The 17,986-nt window shown below is 61.4% G+C and carries 18 protein-coding genes; 10 read left to right on the top strand and 8 right to left on the bottom strand.

The features are described 5' to 3' along the window. Positions 1-3 precede the first annotated feature (3 nt). Positions 4-1,149 (bottom strand): efflux RND transporter periplasmic adaptor subunit, encoded by a 1,146-nt coding sequence (locus tag QU606_RS09170; protein ID WP_304998324.1) that lies wholly within the window; start codon positions 1,147-1,149, stop codon positions 4-6. Positions 1,150-1,436: 287 nt separating this feature from the next. On the opposite strand from QU606_RS09170, the gene QU606_RS09165 reads away from it, so the two are divergent. Continuing rightward, positions 1,437-2,069, top strand: coding sequence for a TetR family transcriptional regulator (locus QU606_RS09165; protein WP_024073921.1), 633 nt, complete (start codon positions 1,437-1,439; stop codon positions 2,067-2,069). 305 nt (positions 2,070-2,374) lie between these two features. On the opposite strand, the gene QU606_RS09160 is transcribed toward QU606_RS09165, so the two are convergent. The 3 genes from QU606_RS09160 to QU606_RS09150 are packed head-to-tail and all read right to left on the bottom strand — an operon-like array spanning position 2,375 to position 4,977. After that, complete coding sequence (locus QU606_RS09160; RefSeq protein WP_024073922.1) at positions 2,375-3,430, bottom strand: alkene reductase; 1,056 nt, start codon at positions 3,428-3,430, stop codon at positions 2,375-2,377. A gap of 28 nt (positions 3,431-3,458) precedes the next feature. Further along, positions 3,459-4,625 carry an MFS transporter gene (locus QU606_RS09155; RefSeq protein WP_024073923.1) on the bottom strand — a complete coding sequence of 389 codons (1,167 nt, stop codon included), beginning with the start codon at positions 4,623-4,625 and terminating at the stop codon, positions 3,459-3,461. Between the two features lie 13 nt (positions 4,626-4,638). After that, the gene (locus tag QU606_RS09150) at positions 4,639-4,977 is read right to left on the bottom strand and encodes a helix-turn-helix transcriptional regulator (RefSeq protein ID WP_024073924.1); all 339 of its coding nucleotides are present in this window, start codon (positions 4,975-4,977) and stop codon (positions 4,639-4,641) included. Between the two features lie 154 nt (positions 4,978-5,131). Here QU606_RS09150 and QU606_RS09145 point away from each other — a divergent pair, with 154 nt between their 5' ends. Then, entirely contained in the window at positions 5,132-5,716 is a 585-nt protein-coding gene (locus tag QU606_RS09145; protein WP_102625394.1) for an ACP phosphodiesterase, read from the top strand. A 109-nt stretch (positions 5,717-5,825) separates the two neighbouring features. Here the strand turns inward: QU606_RS09145 and QU606_RS09140 are convergent, their stop codons facing one another. Next, the gene (locus QU606_RS09140) at positions 5,826-6,617 is read right to left on the bottom strand and encodes a lysophospholipid acyltransferase family protein (RefSeq protein WP_041160860.1); all 792 of its coding nucleotides are present in this window, start codon (positions 6,615-6,617) and stop codon (positions 5,826-5,828) included. Further along, on the bottom strand, positions 6,617-7,372 hold the full coding sequence (gene olsB / locus QU606_RS09135) for an L-ornithine N(alpha)-acyltransferase (RefSeq protein ID WP_024073928.1): 756 nt from the start codon (positions 7,370-7,372) through the stop codon (positions 6,617-6,619). Before olsB ends, QU606_RS09140 begins: the two co-directional genes overlap by 1 nt. A 185-nt stretch (positions 7,373-7,557) precedes the next feature. Here olsB and QU606_RS09130 point away from each other — a divergent pair, with 185 nt between their 5' ends. From QU606_RS09130 to QU606_RS09115, 4 genes are all read left to right on the top strand, one after another. Continuing rightward, positions 7,558-8,640 carry a serine hydrolase gene (locus tag QU606_RS09130; RefSeq protein WP_024073929.1) on the top strand — a complete coding sequence of 361 codons (1,083 nt, stop codon included), beginning with the start codon at positions 7,558-7,560 and terminating at the stop codon, positions 8,638-8,640. After that, positions 8,637-8,951 (top strand): amidase, encoded by a 315-nt coding sequence (locus tag QU606_RS09125; protein ID WP_102625392.1) that lies wholly within the window; start codon positions 8,637-8,639, stop codon positions 8,949-8,951. Before QU606_RS09130 ends, QU606_RS09125 begins: the two co-directional genes overlap by 4 nt. 99 nt (positions 8,952-9,050) lie before the next feature. Then, positions 9,051-9,641, top strand: coding sequence for a YceI family protein (locus tag QU606_RS09120; RefSeq protein ID WP_102625391.1), 591 nt, complete (start codon positions 9,051-9,053; stop codon positions 9,639-9,641). A gap of 1 nt (position 9,642) precedes the next feature. Then, complete coding sequence (locus QU606_RS09115; RefSeq protein WP_024073932.1) at positions 9,643-10,800, top strand: phosphatidylserine/phosphatidylglycerophosphate/cardiolipin synthase family protein; 1,158 nt, start codon at positions 9,643-9,645, stop codon at positions 10,798-10,800. A gap of 128 nt (positions 10,801-10,928) precedes the next feature. Here QU606_RS09115 and bglX read toward each other — a convergent pair whose 3' ends face one another. Then, positions 10,929-13,220 carry a beta-glucosidase BglX gene (gene bglX / locus QU606_RS09110; RefSeq protein WP_024073933.1) on the bottom strand — a complete coding sequence of 764 codons (2,292 nt, stop codon included), beginning with the start codon at positions 13,218-13,220 and terminating at the stop codon, positions 10,929-10,931. A gap of 238 nt (positions 13,221-13,458) precedes the next feature. Between bglX and QU606_RS09105 the strand changes: the two genes are divergently transcribed. The 4 genes from QU606_RS09105 (at position 13,459) to QU606_RS09090 (ending at position 16,845) form a co-directional block, all read left to right on the top strand. Beyond that, entirely contained in the window at positions 13,459-14,070 is a 612-nt protein-coding gene (locus QU606_RS09105; protein ID WP_041160861.1) for a LemA family protein, read from the top strand. Between the two features lie 18 nt (positions 14,071-14,088). Beyond that, complete coding sequence (locus QU606_RS09100; RefSeq protein ID WP_102690597.1) at positions 14,089-14,820, top strand: YgcG family protein; 732 nt, start codon at positions 14,089-14,091, stop codon at positions 14,818-14,820. Between the two features lie 31 nt (positions 14,821-14,851). Beyond that, positions 14,852-15,469 carry a TPM domain-containing protein gene (locus QU606_RS09095; RefSeq protein WP_024073936.1) on the top strand — a complete coding sequence of 206 codons (618 nt, stop codon included), beginning with the start codon at positions 14,852-14,854 and terminating at the stop codon, positions 15,467-15,469. A gap of 158 nt (positions 15,470-15,627) precedes the next feature. Continuing rightward, entirely contained in the window at positions 15,628-16,845 is a 1,218-nt protein-coding gene (locus QU606_RS09090) for an SAM-dependent methyltransferase (RefSeq protein WP_304998323.1), read from the top strand. A gap of 78 nt (positions 16,846-16,923) precedes the next feature. Here the strand turns inward: QU606_RS09090 and QU606_RS09080 are convergent, their stop codons facing one another. Continuing rightward, the gene (locus QU606_RS09080; RefSeq protein WP_304998322.1) at positions 16,924-17,838 is read right to left on the bottom strand and encodes a DMT family transporter; all 915 of its coding nucleotides are present in this window, start codon (positions 17,836-17,838) and stop codon (positions 16,924-16,926) included. Between the last annotated feature and the right edge of the window lie 148 nt (positions 17,839-17,986).

The raw sequence follows: 17,986 nt of genomic DNA, 5'->3' as shown, positions 1-17,986 counted from the left end.
GGATTACTCCCCTTTGCCAGCAGCGGCAGAAGGAGCAGCGGTGCCAGCGGGCTGGGCGTTGCCGGCGTCCTTGACCTTGACTTCGATGCCCGGCTTGATGAATTGCAGGCCTTCGGTGATCACACGGTCACCGGCGTTTAAGCCTTTTTCCACCAGCCAGTAGGCACCCGTCGTACGGTTGGCCACCAGTTCACGTTGCTCGACCTTGTTGTCGGCATTGACGATCAGCGCTGTCGGGGTGCCCTTGAGGTCGCGGGTCACGCCTTGCTGCGGCGCCAGGATGGCCTTGCTGTTCACGCCGGCTTGCAACTGGGCATGTACGAACATGCCCGGCAGCAGGGTGTGGTCAGGGTTGGGGAACACCGCGCGCAGGGTCACCGAGCCGGTGGTCTGGTCGACCGACACTTCGGAGAACTCCAATTTACCGTCCAGGCCGTAGCTGCTGCCGTCTTCCAGGGTCAGTTTGACCTTGGCGGCGTTGGCGCCGGCTTTCTCCAACTGGCCGCTTTCCAGGTCGCGGCGCAGTTTCAGCATTTCAGCCGAGGACTGTGTGACGTCGACATAGATCGGGTCCAGTTGCTGGATCACGGCCATGGCATCGGCCTGGCCATTGCTGACCAGCGCGCCCTCGGTCACCGAGGAACGGCCAATACGCCCGGAAATCGGCGCGAACACCTTGGTGTAGCGCACGTTGATCTGGGCGGTTTGAACGTTTGCTTCGGCGGTCATGCGGTTGGCGACAGCGGTGTCGTATTCCTGACGGCTGACGGCTTGTTCGTCGACCAATTGCTTGTAGCGATCCGAGATCGACTTGGTCTGCGTCAGGCTGGCTTGTGCGCTTTTAAGGGTGGCCTCATAGACCGAGGGATCGATCTGATAAAGCTGCTGGCCTTCTTTCACATCCCCGCCTTCCTTGAACAGGCGCTTGAGGATGATGCCACTGACCTGAGGGCGAACTTCCGCGATGCGGTAGGCGGTGGTGCGGCCTGGCAGCTCGGACGTCAGGGTGAAGGCTTGCGGTTGAAGGGTGACCACGCCGACCTGAGGAATTTGAGCGGGCGGAGCCGCCTCTTCCTTTTTACATCCGCTGAGCAGCGATGCCAGGGCGACGGCAGTGACCAGAGCGGTAACAGCTGGCTTAAGTTGCATGAAGATCCTCGGGTCAGGCGCGCAGGGTGCGCACAAGAAGTGTGGAAGGGTAAAAAACAGGTTGTGAGTAGATAAGTAGCTTGCTACGCAATATACTTACGTTCATGGTTGTTTGTAAACTCTTGACAGGTTTCGCGCAATGTTGACAAAGCAACGCCCAAAGCCTCGATTCTAGTACGTTCGGCGCCCATGACGGTGTCGTCCCACAATTTATTCAGATGATCGTTACCGCCTATTAAAGCCGCGTTACCGATAGTCTCAAGTATCCCGATTGAGGTTTTACTGCCATGGTTCGTCGCACCAAAGAGGAAGCTCAGGAAACGCGCAACCAGATTCTCCAAGCCGCCGAGCATGCCTTTTACGAGCGCGGTGTTGCGCGGACCACGCTGGCGGATATCGCGGCGTTGGCCGGGGTGACGCGGGGCGCCATCTATTGGCATTTCAGCAATAAGGCCGATTTGTTGCAGGCGATGCTGGAAACCCTGCACGAGCCCCTGGATGAATTGGCGCGCGCCAGTGAAAGCGAGGATGAGGTTGACCCGTTGGGGTGCATGCGCAAGTTGCTGATTCATCTGTTTCATCAAGTGGTTCTGGACCCGAAAACCCGACGCATCAATGAGATTTTGTTTCATAAGTGCGAATTCACCGATGAAATGTGTGACATGCGCCGCCAACGCCAGACCCACACCCTCGAATGCAACCTGCGCATCGGCCTGACACTGCGTAACGCGGTGAACCGCGGGCAACTTCCGGAAAACCTCGACACTGTCCGAGGGGCAGTGTGCCTGCATGCCTACATCGACGGGCTGCTCTGGCAATGGCTGCTGGTGCCTGACAGCTACGCGTTGCATCAGGAGGCAGAGCGTTGGGCCGACATAGGGTTGGATATGCTGCGCCTGAGCCCTAACCTGCGCAATTAAGACAAAATGTGTAATTGCGTCAGATTGTGTCAACAGTAAAGCCTAAGGACAGTCAATCGTCCTTCTGCCTGATTGATGGAGTGACTTTATATACGGGCTGGCGGGCGGTTGATAGGTAGCCGCCTAAGTATTTTGTAGCGATTTTGTTTCGGTTCTGTGAAGCAATGTAGCCAGAACCTGCACGCAGCCAACAATGAGGGAGGGGGCTTGCCCCGATGGCAGTGGTTCAGTCAACACATACTGTGACTGACGCACCGCCATCGGGGGCAAGCCCCCTCCCTCATTTGGTCTTAGGTTTCGGCCGATTACAGCGGCAGGGTCGGGTAGTCGATGTAACCAACTGGCCCTTTGCCGTAGAAGGTTTCCGGGTGCGCTTCGTTCAACGGCGCATCGGCCTTCAGGCGAGCCGGCAGGTCCGGGTTGGCAATGAACGGTATGCCGAAGGCCACCGCATCCGCCTTGCCCGAGGCCAGCCAGGCATTAGCGCTGTCCTTGGTGAAACGTTCGTTGGCGATATAGGGGCCGCCGAAGGCTTTTTTCAGTTGCGGGCCGAGGCTGTCGGCACCTTCCTTTTCACGCGAGCAGATAAAGGCGATGCCTCGCTTGCCCAGTTCGCTGGCGACGTAGGTAAAGGTTTCCGCCAAGTTGTCGTCACCCATGTCATGGGCGTCGGCGCGGGGTGCCAGGTGCACGCCCACACGGCCGGGGCCCCAGACTTCGATGGCGGCATCGGTCACTTCCAGCAACAGCCGTGCGCGGTTTTCCAGGGAGCCGCCGTATTGATCGGTGCGCTTGTTGGTGCTGCTTTGCAGGAACTGGTCGAGCAGGTAGCCGTTGGCGCCATGGATTTCCACGCCGTCGAAGCCGGCGGCCTTGGCGTTCTCGGCACCGGTGCGATAGGCGTCGACGATGTCGGCGATTTCAGCGGTTTCCAGCGCGCGTGGTGTCGGGTAGTCGGCCAGTGGGCGCACCAGGCTGACGTGGCCTTTAGGCTGGATGGCGCTCGGGGCCACCGGGGTCTCACCGTTCAGGTAGGACTCATGGGAGATGCGGCCAACGTGCCACAGTTGCAGGAAGATCTTGCCGCCCGCGCCATGCACCGCCTTGGTCACATTGGCCCAGCCGCGCACCTGGTCGTTGGACCAGATGCCCGGGGTGTCCGGGTAGCCCACGCCCAGCGGCGTCACGGAGGTGGCTTCGCTGAGGATCAGCCCGGCGGAAGCCCGTTGCACGTAGTACTCGGCCATCAGCGCGTTGGGTACGCGGCCGGCATCGGCACGGCAGCGGGTCAGCGGCGCCATGATGATGCGGTTCGACAGTTCCAGGTCGCCCAGTTTGATCGGATCGAAAATAGTCGTCATGGGATAACACCCTTCTGTTTGAAGTTGATCAGTTGGTCGCAGGGGCCAGGTCGGCATCGCCGCTCTGACGGAAAGTAATCAGGGTTACCAGCAGGGCCAGGATCGCCAGGGCCGCAGCCGCCAAGGGCACGCTGGTCAGGCCGAAACCGTGGGCAATCACGCTGCCGCCGACCCAGGCGCCGAGGGCGTTGCCGATGTTGAAGGCGCCGATGTTCAGGGTGGACACCAGGTTCGGTGCGGCCTTGCCGAAGGTCACCACGTTGATCTGCAGCGCAGGTACGGCGGCAAATGAAGCGGTGGCCCACAGGAACAGGGTGATCTCGGTCGGGATCACGGCGACGCTGGTCCAGGTCAGTGCGGTGGAGACCACCGCCATGCTGATGAATACGCCAATCAGGGTGGCCGCCAGGCGTTTGTCCGCCAGCTTGCCGCCGATGATGTTGCCCACGGTGAGGCCCAGGCCGATCAGCAGCAGGGTCCAGGTCACGCCCTTGGGCGATACGCCGGTGACATCACCAAGCAGTGGTGCCACGTAAGTGAAAAGGGTGAACATCGACGCGGCGAACAGTGCCGTCATGCTCAGCGACAGCCAGATGCCAGCCCCTTTGAGGGCGGCCAGTTCGGCACGCATGTCGAGTTTTTCTTCGTCCCGCTTGGCCGGCAGGAAGCGGATCAGGCCGATCAAGGCGATCACGCCAATGACGGTCACCGCCCAGAAGGTCGAGCGCCAGCCGGCTTGCTGGCCCAGGGCGGTACCCAATGGCACACCGAGTACGTTGGCCAGGGTCAGGCCGGTGAACATCAAGGCGACGGCCGAAGCGCGTTTGTTGGCCGGCACCAGGTTGGCCGCCACCACCGAACCGATACCAAAGAACGCACCGTGGCACAGCGCGGTGACCACACGGGCAAACATCAGCACGTTGTAGTCACTGGCCAGGGCGCAAAGCAGGTTGCCGATAATGAAGATGCCCATCAACGCTACCAGGGCAGCCTTGCGTGGCAGCTTGGCGGTCGCCAGTGCCATGAACGGTGCGCCGATCGCCACGCCCAGGGCGTAGCCGGTGACCAGCCAGCCGGCACCGGGAATCGACACACCCAGGTCCGCCGCCACATCGGGCAACAGGCCCATGATGACGAACTCGGTGGTGCCGATGGCGAAGGCGCTCAGGGCCAGGATGAGGAGCGAGAGGGGCATTTGGGTTTCCTTGTTAAAGCGGTGCGCGCATTTCAGAACTGACTTCAGGGCTGAGTTCAGTAACGAGTGCCGCGAGAAAAGCCTGGATGGTTTCCTCGTTGCGTTTGAAAAAGTGCCACTGCCCGGCCTTCTGGCTGCTGATCAATCCCGCCCGTTGCAAGGTGGCCAGGTGGGCCGACACGGTGGACTGGGACAAGCCGCAACGCTGGTCGATCTGGCCGGCGCAGATACCGTATTCGTGGTTGTGCAGTTGCTCGGGGAACTGCACTTTCGGGTCTTTGAGCCAGGTGAGAATGTCTCGTCGTACTGGGTGTGCCAGAGCTTTTATTATTTCGTCGAGGTCAATGGACATGGCAGTTGCTCGGTTTCGTAAAGCGTTATATCGCGATGAAGCGAACTTTAAATCGATACATCCCGATATACCAATATGATTTCGGTCTTAGCCAAGACTGAATCGGTATATCGGGTTATAACGATACGTGGGTCGCAGTGATAGACTGCGCACCATGAATTATCTCGCACATCTGCACCTGGGCGGCCAACTTCCTGCTCAACTGCTGGGCAGTCTGTATGGCGACTTTGTCAAAGGCCGCCTGCAAGGCCAGTTCAGCCCGCCCATCGAAGCGGCGATCCAGTTGCATCGCTCGATCGACCGCTTTACCGACAGCCACCCGTTGGTCGGCGAGGCGTTGTCGCGCTTCAGCCTGACCCGCCGGCGCTACGCCGGGATCGTCCTCGATGTGTTTTTCGATCATTGCCTGGCGCGGGATTGGGCGCTGTATGCCGAGCAGCCCCTGGAGCGCTTCACCTCGCAGGTGTACCGCGTGCTCGCGGCCGAACCGCAATTGCCGGGACGGTTGGCGCAGATTGCACCCTTTATGGCGGCGGATGATTGGCTCGGTTCGTACCGGGAGTTCGCGATGATGGAGCCGGTGTTGCGCGGGATTTCGCGGCGGCTCACGCAGCCTGATGAGCTGGGGCATGCGATGCAGGAATTGCGGATTCTGTATGAGCCGCTGAGCAAAGACTTCAGTGAGTTCTACCCGGAGCTACAGGCGTTCGCACAACGCCAACTGAATACCGGGATCTAAATGTGGGAGGGGGCTTGCCCCCGATAGCGGTGGTTCAGCCAATGAATCTGTTGACTGACACACTGCCATCGGGGGCAAGCCCCCTCCCACATTGTTGCCCGTGCCCGCTTCAGGCCGCGAAGGCCGGCCGAACCGCAATCTGTTCTGTTTCCGGCAGGGCCCCAAACAACGCCTTCTGCACCGCCTGCTGCGCCTGGAACGCCAGCGCCGCGCGTTCCTGCCCGGCGCAGGCAATCGGCTTGAGCACATGGATTTCCACGTCGCCCTGGTCATTGCCGAACAGGCGCATTAGGTGCGAGAGCAAATCATCATCGCCAATAAACGGTGCCAGCGGGTCCACTTGCCCGTCGCGCAGATAACGGATCGCCACCGGTTGCAGCGATACATCGGCATCGATCGCACTGGCCAGCAAGCGCCCGTGAAAGGTACGCAGGCTGCGCCCGTCGGTGGTGGTGCCTTCGGGGAACATAAGCAGCGGGTGCTGTTGCTCCAGGTGGCGGGTCATTTGCTTGCGGATCAACTGGCTGTCGCCCGAACCGCGACGGATAAATAAGCTACCGGCCTTCGCCGCCAACCAGCCGGCCACCGGCCAGGTGCGCACTTCGGCCTTGGACAAAAACGACATCGGCGTGACCATGCCCAGCAGCGGGATATCGGTCCACGACACGTGATTGCTCACCCACAGCATCGGTGTCTGCGGCAACTCGCCGTGCACCGTCACCCGAAAGGGCAGGGCATTGGTCAATCGCGCCATAAAGAACCGCGACCAACGTTGGCGTCGCACCATCGAGTTAGCCACGCCCAGGCGCTCGAACACACCAAACACACTGGCCATGCTCAAGCCCAGCGCCACCACCAGCAGCACGCGGGCGATGCGCCCGTACACGCGCAGACGGCGCATCACATGGCCGCCTTGAAGTGGCGTGCGTAACGCGGGCACAGTTCATCGCGCTTGAGCAGGATAAACACGTCGGCCACTTGGAAATCCTCATCCCAGCACGGCTCGCCGCAGATCTTCGCACCCAGGCGCATATAGGCCTTGAGCAGCGGCGGCATTTCCGCGATCACGTTGGACGGCAGATCCAGCGCCGGCAGAGGTTTTTTCGGCTCGGCGCGCAGATGTTCGTTGCACAGGTAGCGTTCGCGCAGGCGTTGCATGATGGCGTGGGCCTGGATGCCGCCGTCGTGCATCGGGATGCTCGCACACCCCATCAGGTAGCTGTAGCCGCCCTGGTTAAGCACCTCGGCCAACTCGCCCCATAACACGGCGATGGTGCCGCCGTTGCGGTAGGCGGGGTCGACACAGGTGCGACCGATTTCCAGGATCGGGCCCTGTAAATGCAGGAGGCCATGCAGGCTGAATTCTTCTTCGCTGTAGAACCGACCCAGGCTGCTGGCGGCCTGGTGGTCGAGTAAACGGGTGGTGGCGACCAGTCGACCGCTGTTCAAATCCCGCACGCCGATGTGGCTGCAGTGAACATCATAGTCATCCATGTCCAGCCCCAATTCCGCGCCTTTCAGCTTGGCGTTGAATTCGCCGCTGAACACGTTGAACCGCAGGGCCTGGGCTTCCTGCAAAGCCTTTGCGCCAACCAGGCGTTCGGCTTGCAGACGGCGTTCATTGCCGGTGTCGCTGATGCGGGCGATCTGAGTCATGGCGAATCTCCGAGTGCCAGCCACCTTTCGGCCGGTCGACTTGTTTGTCCAAACTCAGGCTATGTAGGCTCGGTGTCATCTCCATGAAGTTCCGGTGACGCTTAGATGACAGCCCTCCGTGTCGCCAATCTGTCATCGGCCTCGGCTAGGCTCGCGGGCTTGAACGCCCCCTTGAGTTTGTGTCCATGGTCCGAGGCCTGTTGTGCGTTGCCCTGCTGTCAGTCACCGTTACTGCCCATGCTGAAACCTGGCCTGACAAGGAGTGGGCCAAGGCCCCGCCGCTCTCCGGTCCTGCTGTCGATGCCTTGAATGCCTATGCATTCCCCGCGCGTGACGACACCCATCGCCAAGGTATTCGAACCGACGCGCTGCTGGTGATTCGCGATGGCGCAGTCGTCTATGAGCGCTACGCCGAACCCACCACCGCGAGCACGCCGCACTTGACCTGGTCGGTCAGCAAAAGCCTGATGGCGACGGTGCTCGGCGTGGCCTATGGCGAAAAACGCTTCAAGTTGACTGACCCGGTGGCGCGCTTCTATCCGCCAATGAAACAGCACCCGACGGTCAGCATGGCCGACCTGCTGCACTGGGCCTCGGGCCTGGATTGGCAGGAAGACTACGAGTTCGCCCCGCTGAAATCCTCGGTCGTCGCGATGCTCTATACCCGTGGCCGCGCCGACATGGCGGAATTCACCGCCGGCATGGACGCCGCCAGTGCACCGGGCCGGGTCTTCCGTTACTCCAGCGGCGACAGCAACCTATTGTCCGCGGCCCTCAAAGGGATGCTCGGCCACAAGGCCTACATGAGTTACCCCTGGGATGCGTTGTTCAAGCCGTTGGGTATTCACAACGCCACCTGGGAAACCGATGCCGACGAAACCTTTGTCGCCTCGTCCTACGCCTACCTCACTGCGCGCGACCTGGCGCGCGTCGGCCTGCTGATGGCGCGCGACGGACGCTGGGGCGATCAACAATTGCTGCCTGAAGACTGGGTTGCTTTCAACCGTAAACCTTTCGACCCATACAAGGCCGGCCAGGACGAAGCCGTCCCCGGCGGCCATTGGTGGCTCAATCGCGAAGTGCAGGGCGCTGCCCGACCCTGGCCCGATGCCCCCGCCGATACCTTCGCCGCCCTCGGGCACTGGGGGCAGGCGCTGTATGTGATGCCGGATGAGCACCTGGTGATCGTGCGCTATGGCGATGATCGCGACGGCAGCTACCGCCATAACGAACTGCTCAAGCGCGTGCTTGCGGCGGTGCAACCATGATTCGTCGTCGGCCGTTCACCAGCCTTTTTCTCGTGCTGTTGCTTGCCCTGGTGGGCTGGGTCTGGCACGAGCGCGTCAACCTGCAAGCCTTCCCCGACATCATCGCGGCGTATACGGCCAAGGAGTACTGCTCGTGCCGGTATGTGGCGGACAATCCAGCCGAGTATTGCCGGGGGTATGTGAAGCAGTACGTGCCGATCAGTGCGTTCACCGATGACCCGAAGCGCAGTGAAGTCACCGCCAGTGGATTGGGGCGTACCCATACCGCCAGATGGTTGGGCGAACACCAGGGGTGCCGCCTCATCCCCTGAAACGTCATACCCGATGTGGGGGCGGCTGTGTCAGTTACATTGCGCCCGGCAGGCGGCACAGTTAAGGTTCGTTCAGGTTTTTCGCCCCACGAGTCCTTAATGTTCAACGCGTCTGTCATCAAACCCCTGGCCTTCGCCGTGCTGGCCGCTGCCGCAGTGCCTGCCCATGCCGACTGGTACCTGGATAACGAATCCTCACGCCTGTCGTTCGTCACCACCAAAAACACCGAGATCGCCGAGGTGCAGCGCTTCCTGGTGCTGCACGGCAAGGTCGACAGCAAGGGCGCTGCGCAATTGGAGGTGGAGCTGGAGTCGGTCAACAGTGGCATCCCGCTGCGTGATGAGCGCATGCGCAATCAACTGTTCGAGATCAAGACCTTCCCTGAAGCGCTGATCAGTGCGCAGATCAACCTGCAACCCATCAATGACCTGGCCCCTGGCGCGCAATTGGAATTGCGCCTGCCCATGAGCGTCACGTTGCATGGCAAGACCCAGACCTACAACGCCGAGCTGCTGGCCACGCGCCTGGATGACCGGCGTTTCCAGGTGGTCACCCTGGAACCGTTGGTGTTGCACGCCGAGGATTTCGACCTGGCACCCGGTGTGGCGGCATTGCGCAAGGCGGCTGGGCTCAAGTCGATCAGTTTGTCGGTGCCGGTGGGTGCGGTGCTGATCTTTACGGCGCGCTGACGTGAGCGGCGCAGTGTTCCCGTGGCGCAGCGCCAACCGGTTCGAGTTGTTGATCGACGGCCCGCAGTTTTTTCCGCAGATGCTGGTGGGCATTGCCCGGGCAGAGCGTCAGGTGGAGCTGGAGCTGTACCTGGTGGAAGCCGGGGCCTGCGCCGAAGCCATGGTGCAGGCGCTGGTGTTGGCGGCTGGGCGTGGCGTGCGGGTGCGTTGCTTGTTTGATGATTACGGCAGCCTGGCGTTTACCCTCGGGTTGCGCAAACGCTTGACGGATGCCGGGGTGGAACTGCGCTTTTACAATCGCTTGAGCTGGCGGCGCTGGATGCGCAACCTGTATCGCGACCACCGCAAGCTGTTGCTGATCGACCAGCAAATCGCCGTGGTCGGCGGCACGGGCGTGACCGATGAATTCTGGACCCCAGGGCAAGACACCGCTGACTGGCATGAAGTGATGGTGCAGATCAGCGGGCCGCTGGTGCTGGATTGGCAGGCGTTGTTCGACCGGCAATGGCACGCGAACAGCGCGCGCCGGGAGTGGAAGCCCGCCACTCATTTCGGTTTGCCGCGCCTGCCCAAGGTGCCCGCGACGGGGCCAGGCCTGGGGCGCGTGGCGTATGCCGATGCGCGCCAGCACCGCGACATCCTGCAATCGTTGATTCGCGCCTTGAACAGCGGCAAGCACCGCATCTGGTTGGCCACCCCGTACTTCCTGCCCACCTGGGGGGTACGCCGTGCCTTGCGCCGAGCGGCGGGACGCGGGGTCGATGTGCGTCTGCTGCTCACCGGGCCACGCACCGATCACCCCTCCGTACGCTATGCCGGGCACCGTTATTACCCGCGCCTGCTGCGCTCGGGTGTGCAGATATTCGAGTACCAGCCGTGCTTCCTGCACCTGAAGATGGTGTTGGTGGATGACTGGGTCAGCATCGGCTCATGCAATTTCGACCACTGGAACCTGCGCTTCAACCTGGAAGCCAACCTGGAAGCGTTGGACCCTGAGTTGACGCGGGACGTGGTGGACAGCTTCGAGCGGGATTTTACCCAGAGCCAGGCGGTGAGCCTGGAAGCGTGGAAATCGCGGCCGTTGTGGCGGCGGGTGAAGCAGCGGGTGTGGGGCTGGATTGATCGCTTGGTGGTGAACGTGCTGGATCGGCGCGGCTAGCAAGAACACTGAGATCAAATGGGGGAGGGGGCTTGCCCCCGATAGCGGTGATTCAGCGACAGATCTGCTGGCTGATACACCGAAATCGGGGGCAAGCCCCCTCCCACATTTTTTGACCGTGTCAGGTGTCAGAGCAGTTCGAAGGTCTGCTGCTGCACATCCTGGGAATCCAGCCCGATCTGGACATTGAACTCGCCCGGCTCCGCTGCGAACTTGAGCTGGGTGTTGTAGAACTTCAGGTCTTCCTCGGTGATGGTGAAGTGCAGCGTGCGCTCTTCACCGGCCTTGAGCATGATTTTCTGGAAGTTCTTCAGCTCCTTGATCGGGCGGATCATCGAGCCGGCCACGTCCTGGATATACAACTGCACCACGGTTTCGCCGTCCACCTTGCCTGTGTTGGTCACGGTGACACTGGCGTCGAGCTTGCCGGTCTTGTTCAGGGTGGTGGAAGACAGCGCCATGTCCGAGAGGCTGAACGTGGTGTAGCTCAGGCCATAACCGAACGGGAACAGGGGCCCTGTGGTGTCATCGAAGTACTGCGAGGTGTAGTTGCCCGGCTTGCCTGGGGTGAAGGGCCGGCCAATGGTCAGGTGGTTGTAGTAGGTCGGAATCTGCCCCACCGAACGTGGGAAGGTGATCGGCAGCTTGCCCGACGGGTTGTAGTCACCGAACAGCACGTCGGCGATGGCATTGCCGCCCTCGGTGCCGGCGAACCAGGTTTCCAGGATCGCGTCGGCTTGCTGGTTCTCTTCGAGAATCGACAGCGGGCGGCCGTTCATCAGTACCAGCACCAATGGCTTGCCGGTGGCCTTGAGCGCCTTGATCAGGTCGCGCTGGCTTTGCGGGATATTCAGGTCGGTGCGGCTCGACGATTCGTGGGACATGCCACGGGATTCACCCACGGCGGCGACCACCACATCGGCATCCTTGGCGGCCTTGACCGCTTCATCGATCATCACTTGGGCAGGGCGCGTGTCATCCACCACTTCCGGGGCATCGAAATTGAGGAAGTTGAGGTAGTCGACCACGGCCTTGTCATTGGTGATGTTGGCGCCACGGGCATAGATGATCTTGCCTTTTTCGCCGATCACCGCGTTGAGGCCGTCGAGCAGGGTCACCGATTGTGCCGGCTTACCGGCGGCGGCCCAGCTGCCCATCATGTCGATGGGCGCCTTGGCCAATGGACCCACCAGGGCAATGGTCGCGGATTTCTTCAGCGGCAGGGTACCGTTCTGGTTCTTCAGCAAGACCATGCTGCGGCGCGCCACGTCACGCGCTTCGGCGCGGTGCAGGCGGCTTTCGGCATAGGTGTCGGCCGGGTCGTCCTCGGCCTTGCCGATACGCAGGTACGGGTCTTTGAACAGGCCCATGTCGTACTTGGCGCCAAGCACCTCGCGCACGGCGTTGTCGATGTCGCTTTGCTCGATCTCACCGGACTTGAGCAGCCCTGGCAATTCCTTGCCGTACAGCGAGTCGTTCATGCTCATGTCGATGCCGGCCTTGATCGCCAGCTTGGCGGCTTCACGCCCGTCCTTGGCCACGCCGTGCTTGATCAGCTCGAAGATCGCACCGTGGTCGCTGACGGCCAGGCCCTTGAAGCCCCAGTCCTTGCGCAACAGGTCGTTCATCAGCCAGGTGTTGGCGGTGGCGGGTACGCCGTTGATCGAGTTGAGCGCCACCATCACGCCGCCGGAACCGGCCTTGATCGCCGCGTGGTACGGGGGCAGGTAGTCCTGGTACATCTTGACCGGGCTCATGTCGACCACGTTGTAGTCGCGCCCGCCTTCCACGGCGCCATACAGGGCGAAGTGCTTGACGCTGGCCATGATGCTGTCGGCATTCGCGGGGCTGGTGCCCTGGAATGCCTTGACCATCACTTCGGCGATGCGCGAGACCAGGTAGGTGTCTTCGCCGAAGCCTTCGGAGGTACGGCCCCAGCGCGGGTCGCGGGAGATGTCGACCATCGGTGCGAAGGTGATGTCGAGGCTGTCGGCGGCGGCTTCCTGGGCGGCAATGCGCCCGGACCGGCCGATGGCGTCCATGTCCCAGCTGGAGGCCAGGGCCAGGCTGATCGGGAAGATCGTGCGGTGGCCGTGGATCACGTCATAGGCGAAAAACATCGGGATCTTCAACCGGCTGCGCATGGCCGCGTCCTGCATCGGACGGTTTTCCGGGCGCGTGATGGAGTTGAACGTGCCACCGATGCGGCCGGCGGCAATTTCCTTGCGGATCAGCTCACGGGGCATTTCGGGGCCGATGCTGATCAGGCGCAATTGGCCGATTTTTTCATCGAGGGTCATCTGCTTGAGCAGGTCGCTGACGAAGGCGTCCTTGTCTTTAAGCGCAGCAGGCTTTGTTTCTGCCCAGACGGGGTGGGTGGCCAGAGTGGCAACAAGGCCGAGCAAACACAGCTTCTTCATGAATATCCTTTTTCGGCTCACTGCACAGCGCTAGCGCTGATCGGCCAAAATGTGGGGAGCGTCTATTGTTGTTCGGGTGTTGTTCAGATAAATGCAGCACACTCTGAACTCTTTTTCGCGCTGGGCATCTTTGTAGCTGATTGGCTCGATGCATTCCAGTGGTGGCGGATTATGCCCCAAGCGCGCGGTTTATAGGGTTAGTCGTCAAATTCCATCAAGATTGGCCAGGAGAAACACCATGCAAGCAGCACAAGGTTACCGCTGGGGCTTGAAAGCCGCGGCGTTGTTATTGATCAGCAGCGTGCTGAGCGGTTGCGGTATCAATACCATTCCGACCCTGGATGAGCAGGCCAAGGCGGCCTGGGGCCAGGTGCAGAACCAGTATCAACGGCGTGCCGACTTGATCCCCAACCTGGTGGAAGTGGTCAAGGGCTATGCCACCCATGAGCAGGACACCCTCACTGCGGTGATTGAGGCGCGGGCCAAGGCCACCTCGATCCAGGTGGATGCCAGTACCCTGGATAACCCGGAAAAACTCAAGCAATTCCAGCAAGCCCAGGACGGTTTGAGCAGTGCACTCAGCCGCTTGATGGTGGTGTCCGAGCGCTACCCAGACCTGAAGGCCAACCAGAACTTCCTGGCCCTGCAATCCCAGTTGGAAGGCACGGAAAACCGTATCGCCGTGGCGCGTCGCGACTTTATCCAGGCGGTGCAGGCCTACAACACCGAGATCCGCACCTTCCCTGGCCGCCTGTGGCACAGCGTGATGTACAGCGACCTGCCGATCCGCGCCACGTTTGAAGCCACCAGTGCCGATGCCGATAAAGCGCCGCAAGTGAAGTTCAAATAAGGCTGCATTGAGGTGTCGATGCGTTTATTACGGATAGGCCTGGCGCTGTGGTTGCTGGCATGCGTCACTTCGGCCCAGGCGGCGTTGACCTTCCCGGCACTGACCGGGCGGGTGGTGGATAACGCCCAGATGCTCGACCCGGCGACGCGCCAGCAATTGACCGAGCAGTTGCAGGCGCTGGAGCAAACCACCGGCGACCAGATCGTGGTGGTCACGGTGCCCGACCTGCAAGGCGTGCCCATTGAGGACTACGGTTACCAATTGGGCCGCCAGTGGGGTATTGGCCAGAAGGGCAAGGACAACGGCGCGTTGTTGATCGTTGCCCGCGATGAGCGCAAGTTACGCATCGAAGTCGGTTACGGCCTGGAAGGTACGCTGACCGATGCCCAGTCCTGGGTGATCATCAACCAGGTGATTGCACCCAAGTTCAAGGCCGGCAATTTCAGCCAGGGTATCAGCGACGGCGTAGCCGCCATGATCCAGGTGGTGGGCGGTCAGCCACTGGCAGTGCCGGCCCATGTGGCGGATGCCAACTTTGCCAAGGATAATCCCGGGTTTTCCATCGGCTTGTTTGTCCTGCTGATCGGCGTGTTGTGGTTGTGCAATCGCCTGGGCCTGCCGGTGGGGGCGATCCTGCTCGCGATCCTCAGCAGCAGTGGACGCGGCGGTGGGGGCGGTGGTGGTGGCGGCGGCGGTTTCCGAGGCGGCGGTGGTGGCTTCGGCGGCGGCGGCGCGTCGGGCGGCTGGTAATGACAATAACTAGAAAAGAGCATCTACAACCATGGCATTACTGACTGAACACGAGCAGCGCCAGGTCGCCGAAGCGATCGCCCGGGTCGAAAAAACCACCGACGCCGAACTGGTGACCGTGCTGGCTGCCCGTGCCGACGATTACGCCTATATCCCATTGCTGTGGGCCAGCCTGATCGCGTTGGTGGTGCCGGGTGTGGTGCATTACCTGTCGGGCTACCTGACCATGTACACCTTGCTGCTGGCGCAATGGGCGACGTTCATCGTGCTGTGCCTGGTGTTTCGCCTGCCCAAGGTCACCACGCGCCTGATCCCGCGTTCGGTGCGCCATTGGCGCGCGTCGAACCTGGCGCGCCGGCAGTTCCTGGAGCAGAACCTGCACCACACGCTGGGCAGCACCGGGGTGCTGATTTTTGTCAGCGAGGCCGAGCGTTATGTGGAAATCCTGGTGGACGATGGCATCTCCAGCCGTTTGGATGACAGCCATTGGGAGGGGATCGTCAAGGCGTTTACCCAGCAGGTCAAACAGGGGCAGACGCTGGCTGGGTTTATTGCTTGTATCGAGGCGTGTGGCGAGTTGCTCAAGGTGCATGTGCCGGTGACTCAGACACGTAATGAACTGCCCAACCGCCTGGTCGTGCTCGAGTAGAACATCCAACACTGGAGATCAAATGTGGGGGAGGGCTTGCCCCTCCCACATTGGGTCCCAAGTGGTCAGGCGCAGTACCGTTGATCAAATAACCCCGTGCCCTAAACCCCCATCCCCCCTAAAATGCCCGGCATTCCCTGCCCGAGGCGTTTTTGTTCATGTCCGTTACCGCTCAACCTGCCCGCCCTGCGCCGGATCATCATGCCCAGTTCATCGAACTGCTGAGCGCAAGCCTTCAGCACGACGCTTTTATCAAGCTGGTGCTGGCCAAGTACGTGGGTGAGGACGCCGAGCTGCAACGGCTGATCATCAAGCCGGTGACGGTCAAGGAACAGCCGTGCCTGTCCTTCGTATACCGCTACAAGACCCGCGACATCACCAAGAACTTCCCGGTGGCCGACGGCGTGGCGGCGATTGCCGAGCTGTTGCCGGCTTCGTTCAAGAACGCTCACTTGCTGGCACTGACCGACGAAGCCCAGCTCGAATACAGCAAAAAGAACAAAAGCTCGCTGTTCAAAAGCAAACCCCAGCAATTGCGCGAAGCGCCCTCGGCCGAGCATAACCGCGAGAAGCATCGTTTCCTCGAGTTGAGCCGACCGTTCCTCTTCGACCTGGGCGTGACCGACGCCAAGCACGCGCTGATCCCGTCGATGTCGCGCAAGTGGAAGCAGATCAACAAGTTCATCGAAGTGTTCAGCCATGCGCTGACCTCGTCACCGCTGCGGCTGGACGGGCCGGTGCGCGTCGCTGACTTCGGTTCGGGCAAGGGCTACCTGACGTTCGCCATCCATGACTACTTGCGCAACACGCTCAATGTCGAGGCTGAGGTCACTGGCGTTGAATTGCGCGAAGACATGGTGACCTTGTGCAACACCGCTGCTGCGCGCCTGGACCACCCAGGGCTGGTGTTCAAGTGCGGTGACGTGCGCAGCGTGGCACCGAGCGAGCTGGACGTCATGATCGCCCTGCACGCCTGCGACATCGCCACGGATTACGCCATCCACACCGGTATTCGTTCCGGTGCGTCGATCATCATGTGCTCGCCGTGCTGCCACAAACAGATTCGCCTGCAGATCCAGAGCCCGGTGCTGTTGAAGCCTATGCTGCAATACGGGTTGCACCTGGGCCAGCAGGCGGAAATGGTCACCGACAGCCTGCGCGCCTTGTTCCTTGAAGCCTGTGGTTATGAGACCAAGGTGTTCGAGTTCATCTCCCTGGAACACACCAACAAGAACAAGATGATCCTGGCGGTCAAGCGCGCCGAACCGCTGGACAATGCGCAGTTACTGGAAAAAATCCAAGAGCTAAAGGCGTTCTACCACATCACTGAGCATTGCCTGGAAACCCTGCTGCGCGCGGATGGCTACCTGATCTGACCGCCGCCCCCTGTAGGAGCGAGCTTGCTCGCGAAAAGCCTGAGAGCACCGCAGGCTTTCAGGTTTCCCGCGTTATCGTTAGCGACCTTCGCGAGCAAGCTCGCTCCTACAGGGGGCTGGCGCAGCCTGCACCGCCGTCTTGCGCCCCAGCATCACCGTCACGATCACCCCACAGGCGAACAGCCAGGTAATCGGTTCGATATGTTCCCCAAAGAACAACGCCGAAAATGCAATGGTGAAGAAGATCTGCAGCAGCTGAATCTGGCTGACCCGCGCAATGCCGCCCATGGCCAACCCGGCGTACCAGGCAAAGAATCCCAGGAACTGCGAGAATAGCGACACATAGCCGAACGCCCACCAGGTGCGCATCGAAATCGCGCCCTGGTGCTGCGCCGCCAGGTACCACACCGGGCCGATCAGCACCGGGGTCGACAGTACCAGCGCCCAGCAGATGACCTGCCACCCGCCCATCTCCTTGGCCAGCCGACCGCCTTCGGCATAACCCAGGCCGCCCACCGCAATGGCGCCGAGCATCAACAGATCGCCGGCTTGAATGCTGCCGGCACCGGTAATCAGCGCATAGCTCAATACCAACGCGCTGCCCAGTGCGGCGCAGGCCCAGAAGGCTTTCGACGGCCGCTCATGGGACAGCCACGCTGCATACAAGGCCACGCACAGTGGTTGCAGGCCGTTGACCAGCGCGCCATGGGAGGCCGGTAACGTTTGCATGGCCCAGGCTGACAGCACCGGGAAACCGAGGATCACGCCTGCGATCACCAGGCACAAACCGCGCACCTGGCGCCAGGTTGGCCAACGCTCGCGGCGCCACAGCAACAGCGCCGCCGCCGGAATCGCCGCGAACAACGCACGGCCCAGGCCGTTGAGCAACGGGTGGATTTCCTGCACCACGATGCGGGTGAAGGGCAGGGTCAGGCTGAAGATGATGACGCCCAGCAGGCCGAGGGCCATGCCGGTGTTTTCGCGCGAGCTCATGGGGAGAACCGAAATCTAGAGGGCTTCAAGGGAAGCCCATCTAGCCACAACCCCCGGCGATTGCGGGCCTACAGCTGGGTGCGGATTTATCCGTACAGTTGCTGTTGTGTGGGCGCACCGCAGACTCACTGATAAACCGCGTCGCCTG

This window comes from Pseudomonas sp. OVF7 (assembly GCF_030644265.1).
Classification (GTDB): Bacteria; Pseudomonadota; Gammaproteobacteria; order Pseudomonadales; family Pseudomonadaceae; genus Aquipseudomonas; species Aquipseudomonas gorinensis.
This window is presented reverse-complemented; position numbering and strand designations above follow the sequence as displayed.

Bases quoted from the DNA above. Each gene is read 5' to 3' on its own strand.
- QU606_RS09170 (WP_304998324.1), bottom strand. From the start codon at position 1,149: ATGCAACTTAAGCCAGCTGTTACCGCTCTGGTCACTGCCGTCGCCCTG.
- QU606_RS09165 (WP_024073921.1), top strand. From the start codon at position 1,437: ATGGTTCGTCGCACCAAAGAGGAAGCTCAGGAAACGCGCAACCAGATT.
- QU606_RS09160 (WP_024073922.1), bottom strand. From the start codon at position 3,430: ATGACGACTATTTTCGATCCGATCAAACTGGGCGACCTGGAACTGTCG.
- QU606_RS09155 (WP_024073923.1), bottom strand. From the start codon at position 4,625: ATGCCCCTCTCGCTCCTCATCCTGGCCCTGAGCGCCTTCGCCATCGGC.
- QU606_RS09150 (WP_024073924.1), bottom strand. From the start codon at position 4,977: ATGTCCATTGACCTCGACGAAATAATAAAAGCTCTGGCACACCCAGTA.
- QU606_RS09145 (WP_102625394.1), top strand. From the start codon at position 5,132: ATGAATTATCTCGCACATCTGCACCTGGGCGGCCAACTTCCTGCTCAA.
- QU606_RS09140 (WP_041160860.1), bottom strand. From the start codon at position 6,617: ATGCGCCGTCTGCGCGTGTACGGGCGCATCGCCCGCGTGCTGCTGGTG.
- olsB (WP_024073928.1), bottom strand. From the start codon at position 7,372: ATGACTCAGATCGCCCGCATCAGCGACACCGGCAATGAACGCCGTCTG.
- QU606_RS09130 (WP_024073929.1), top strand. From the start codon at position 7,558: ATGGTCCGAGGCCTGTTGTGCGTTGCCCTGCTGTCAGTCACCGTTACT.
- QU606_RS09125 (WP_102625392.1), top strand. From the start codon at position 8,637: ATGATTCGTCGTCGGCCGTTCACCAGCCTTTTTCTCGTGCTGTTGCTT.
- QU606_RS09120 (WP_102625391.1), top strand. From the start codon at position 9,051: ATGTTCAACGCGTCTGTCATCAAACCCCTGGCCTTCGCCGTGCTGGCC.
- bglX (WP_024073933.1), bottom strand. From the start codon at position 13,220: ATGAAGAAGCTGTGTTTGCTCGGCCTTGTTGCCACTCTGGCCACCCAC.
- QU606_RS09105 (WP_041160861.1), top strand. From the start codon at position 13,459: ATGCAAGCAGCACAAGGTTACCGCTGGGGCTTGAAAGCCGCGGCGTTG.
- QU606_RS09100 (WP_102690597.1), top strand. From the start codon at position 14,089: ATGCGTTTATTACGGATAGGCCTGGCGCTGTGGTTGCTGGCATGCGTC.
- QU606_RS09095 (WP_024073936.1), top strand. From the start codon at position 14,852: ATGGCATTACTGACTGAACACGAGCAGCGCCAGGTCGCCGAAGCGATC.
- QU606_RS09090 (WP_304998323.1), top strand. From the start codon at position 15,628: ATGTCCGTTACCGCTCAACCTGCCCGCCCTGCGCCGGATCATCATGCC.
- QU606_RS09080 (WP_304998322.1), bottom strand. From the start codon at position 17,838: ATGAGCTCGCGCGAAAACACCGGCATGGCCCTCGGCCTGCTGGGCGTC.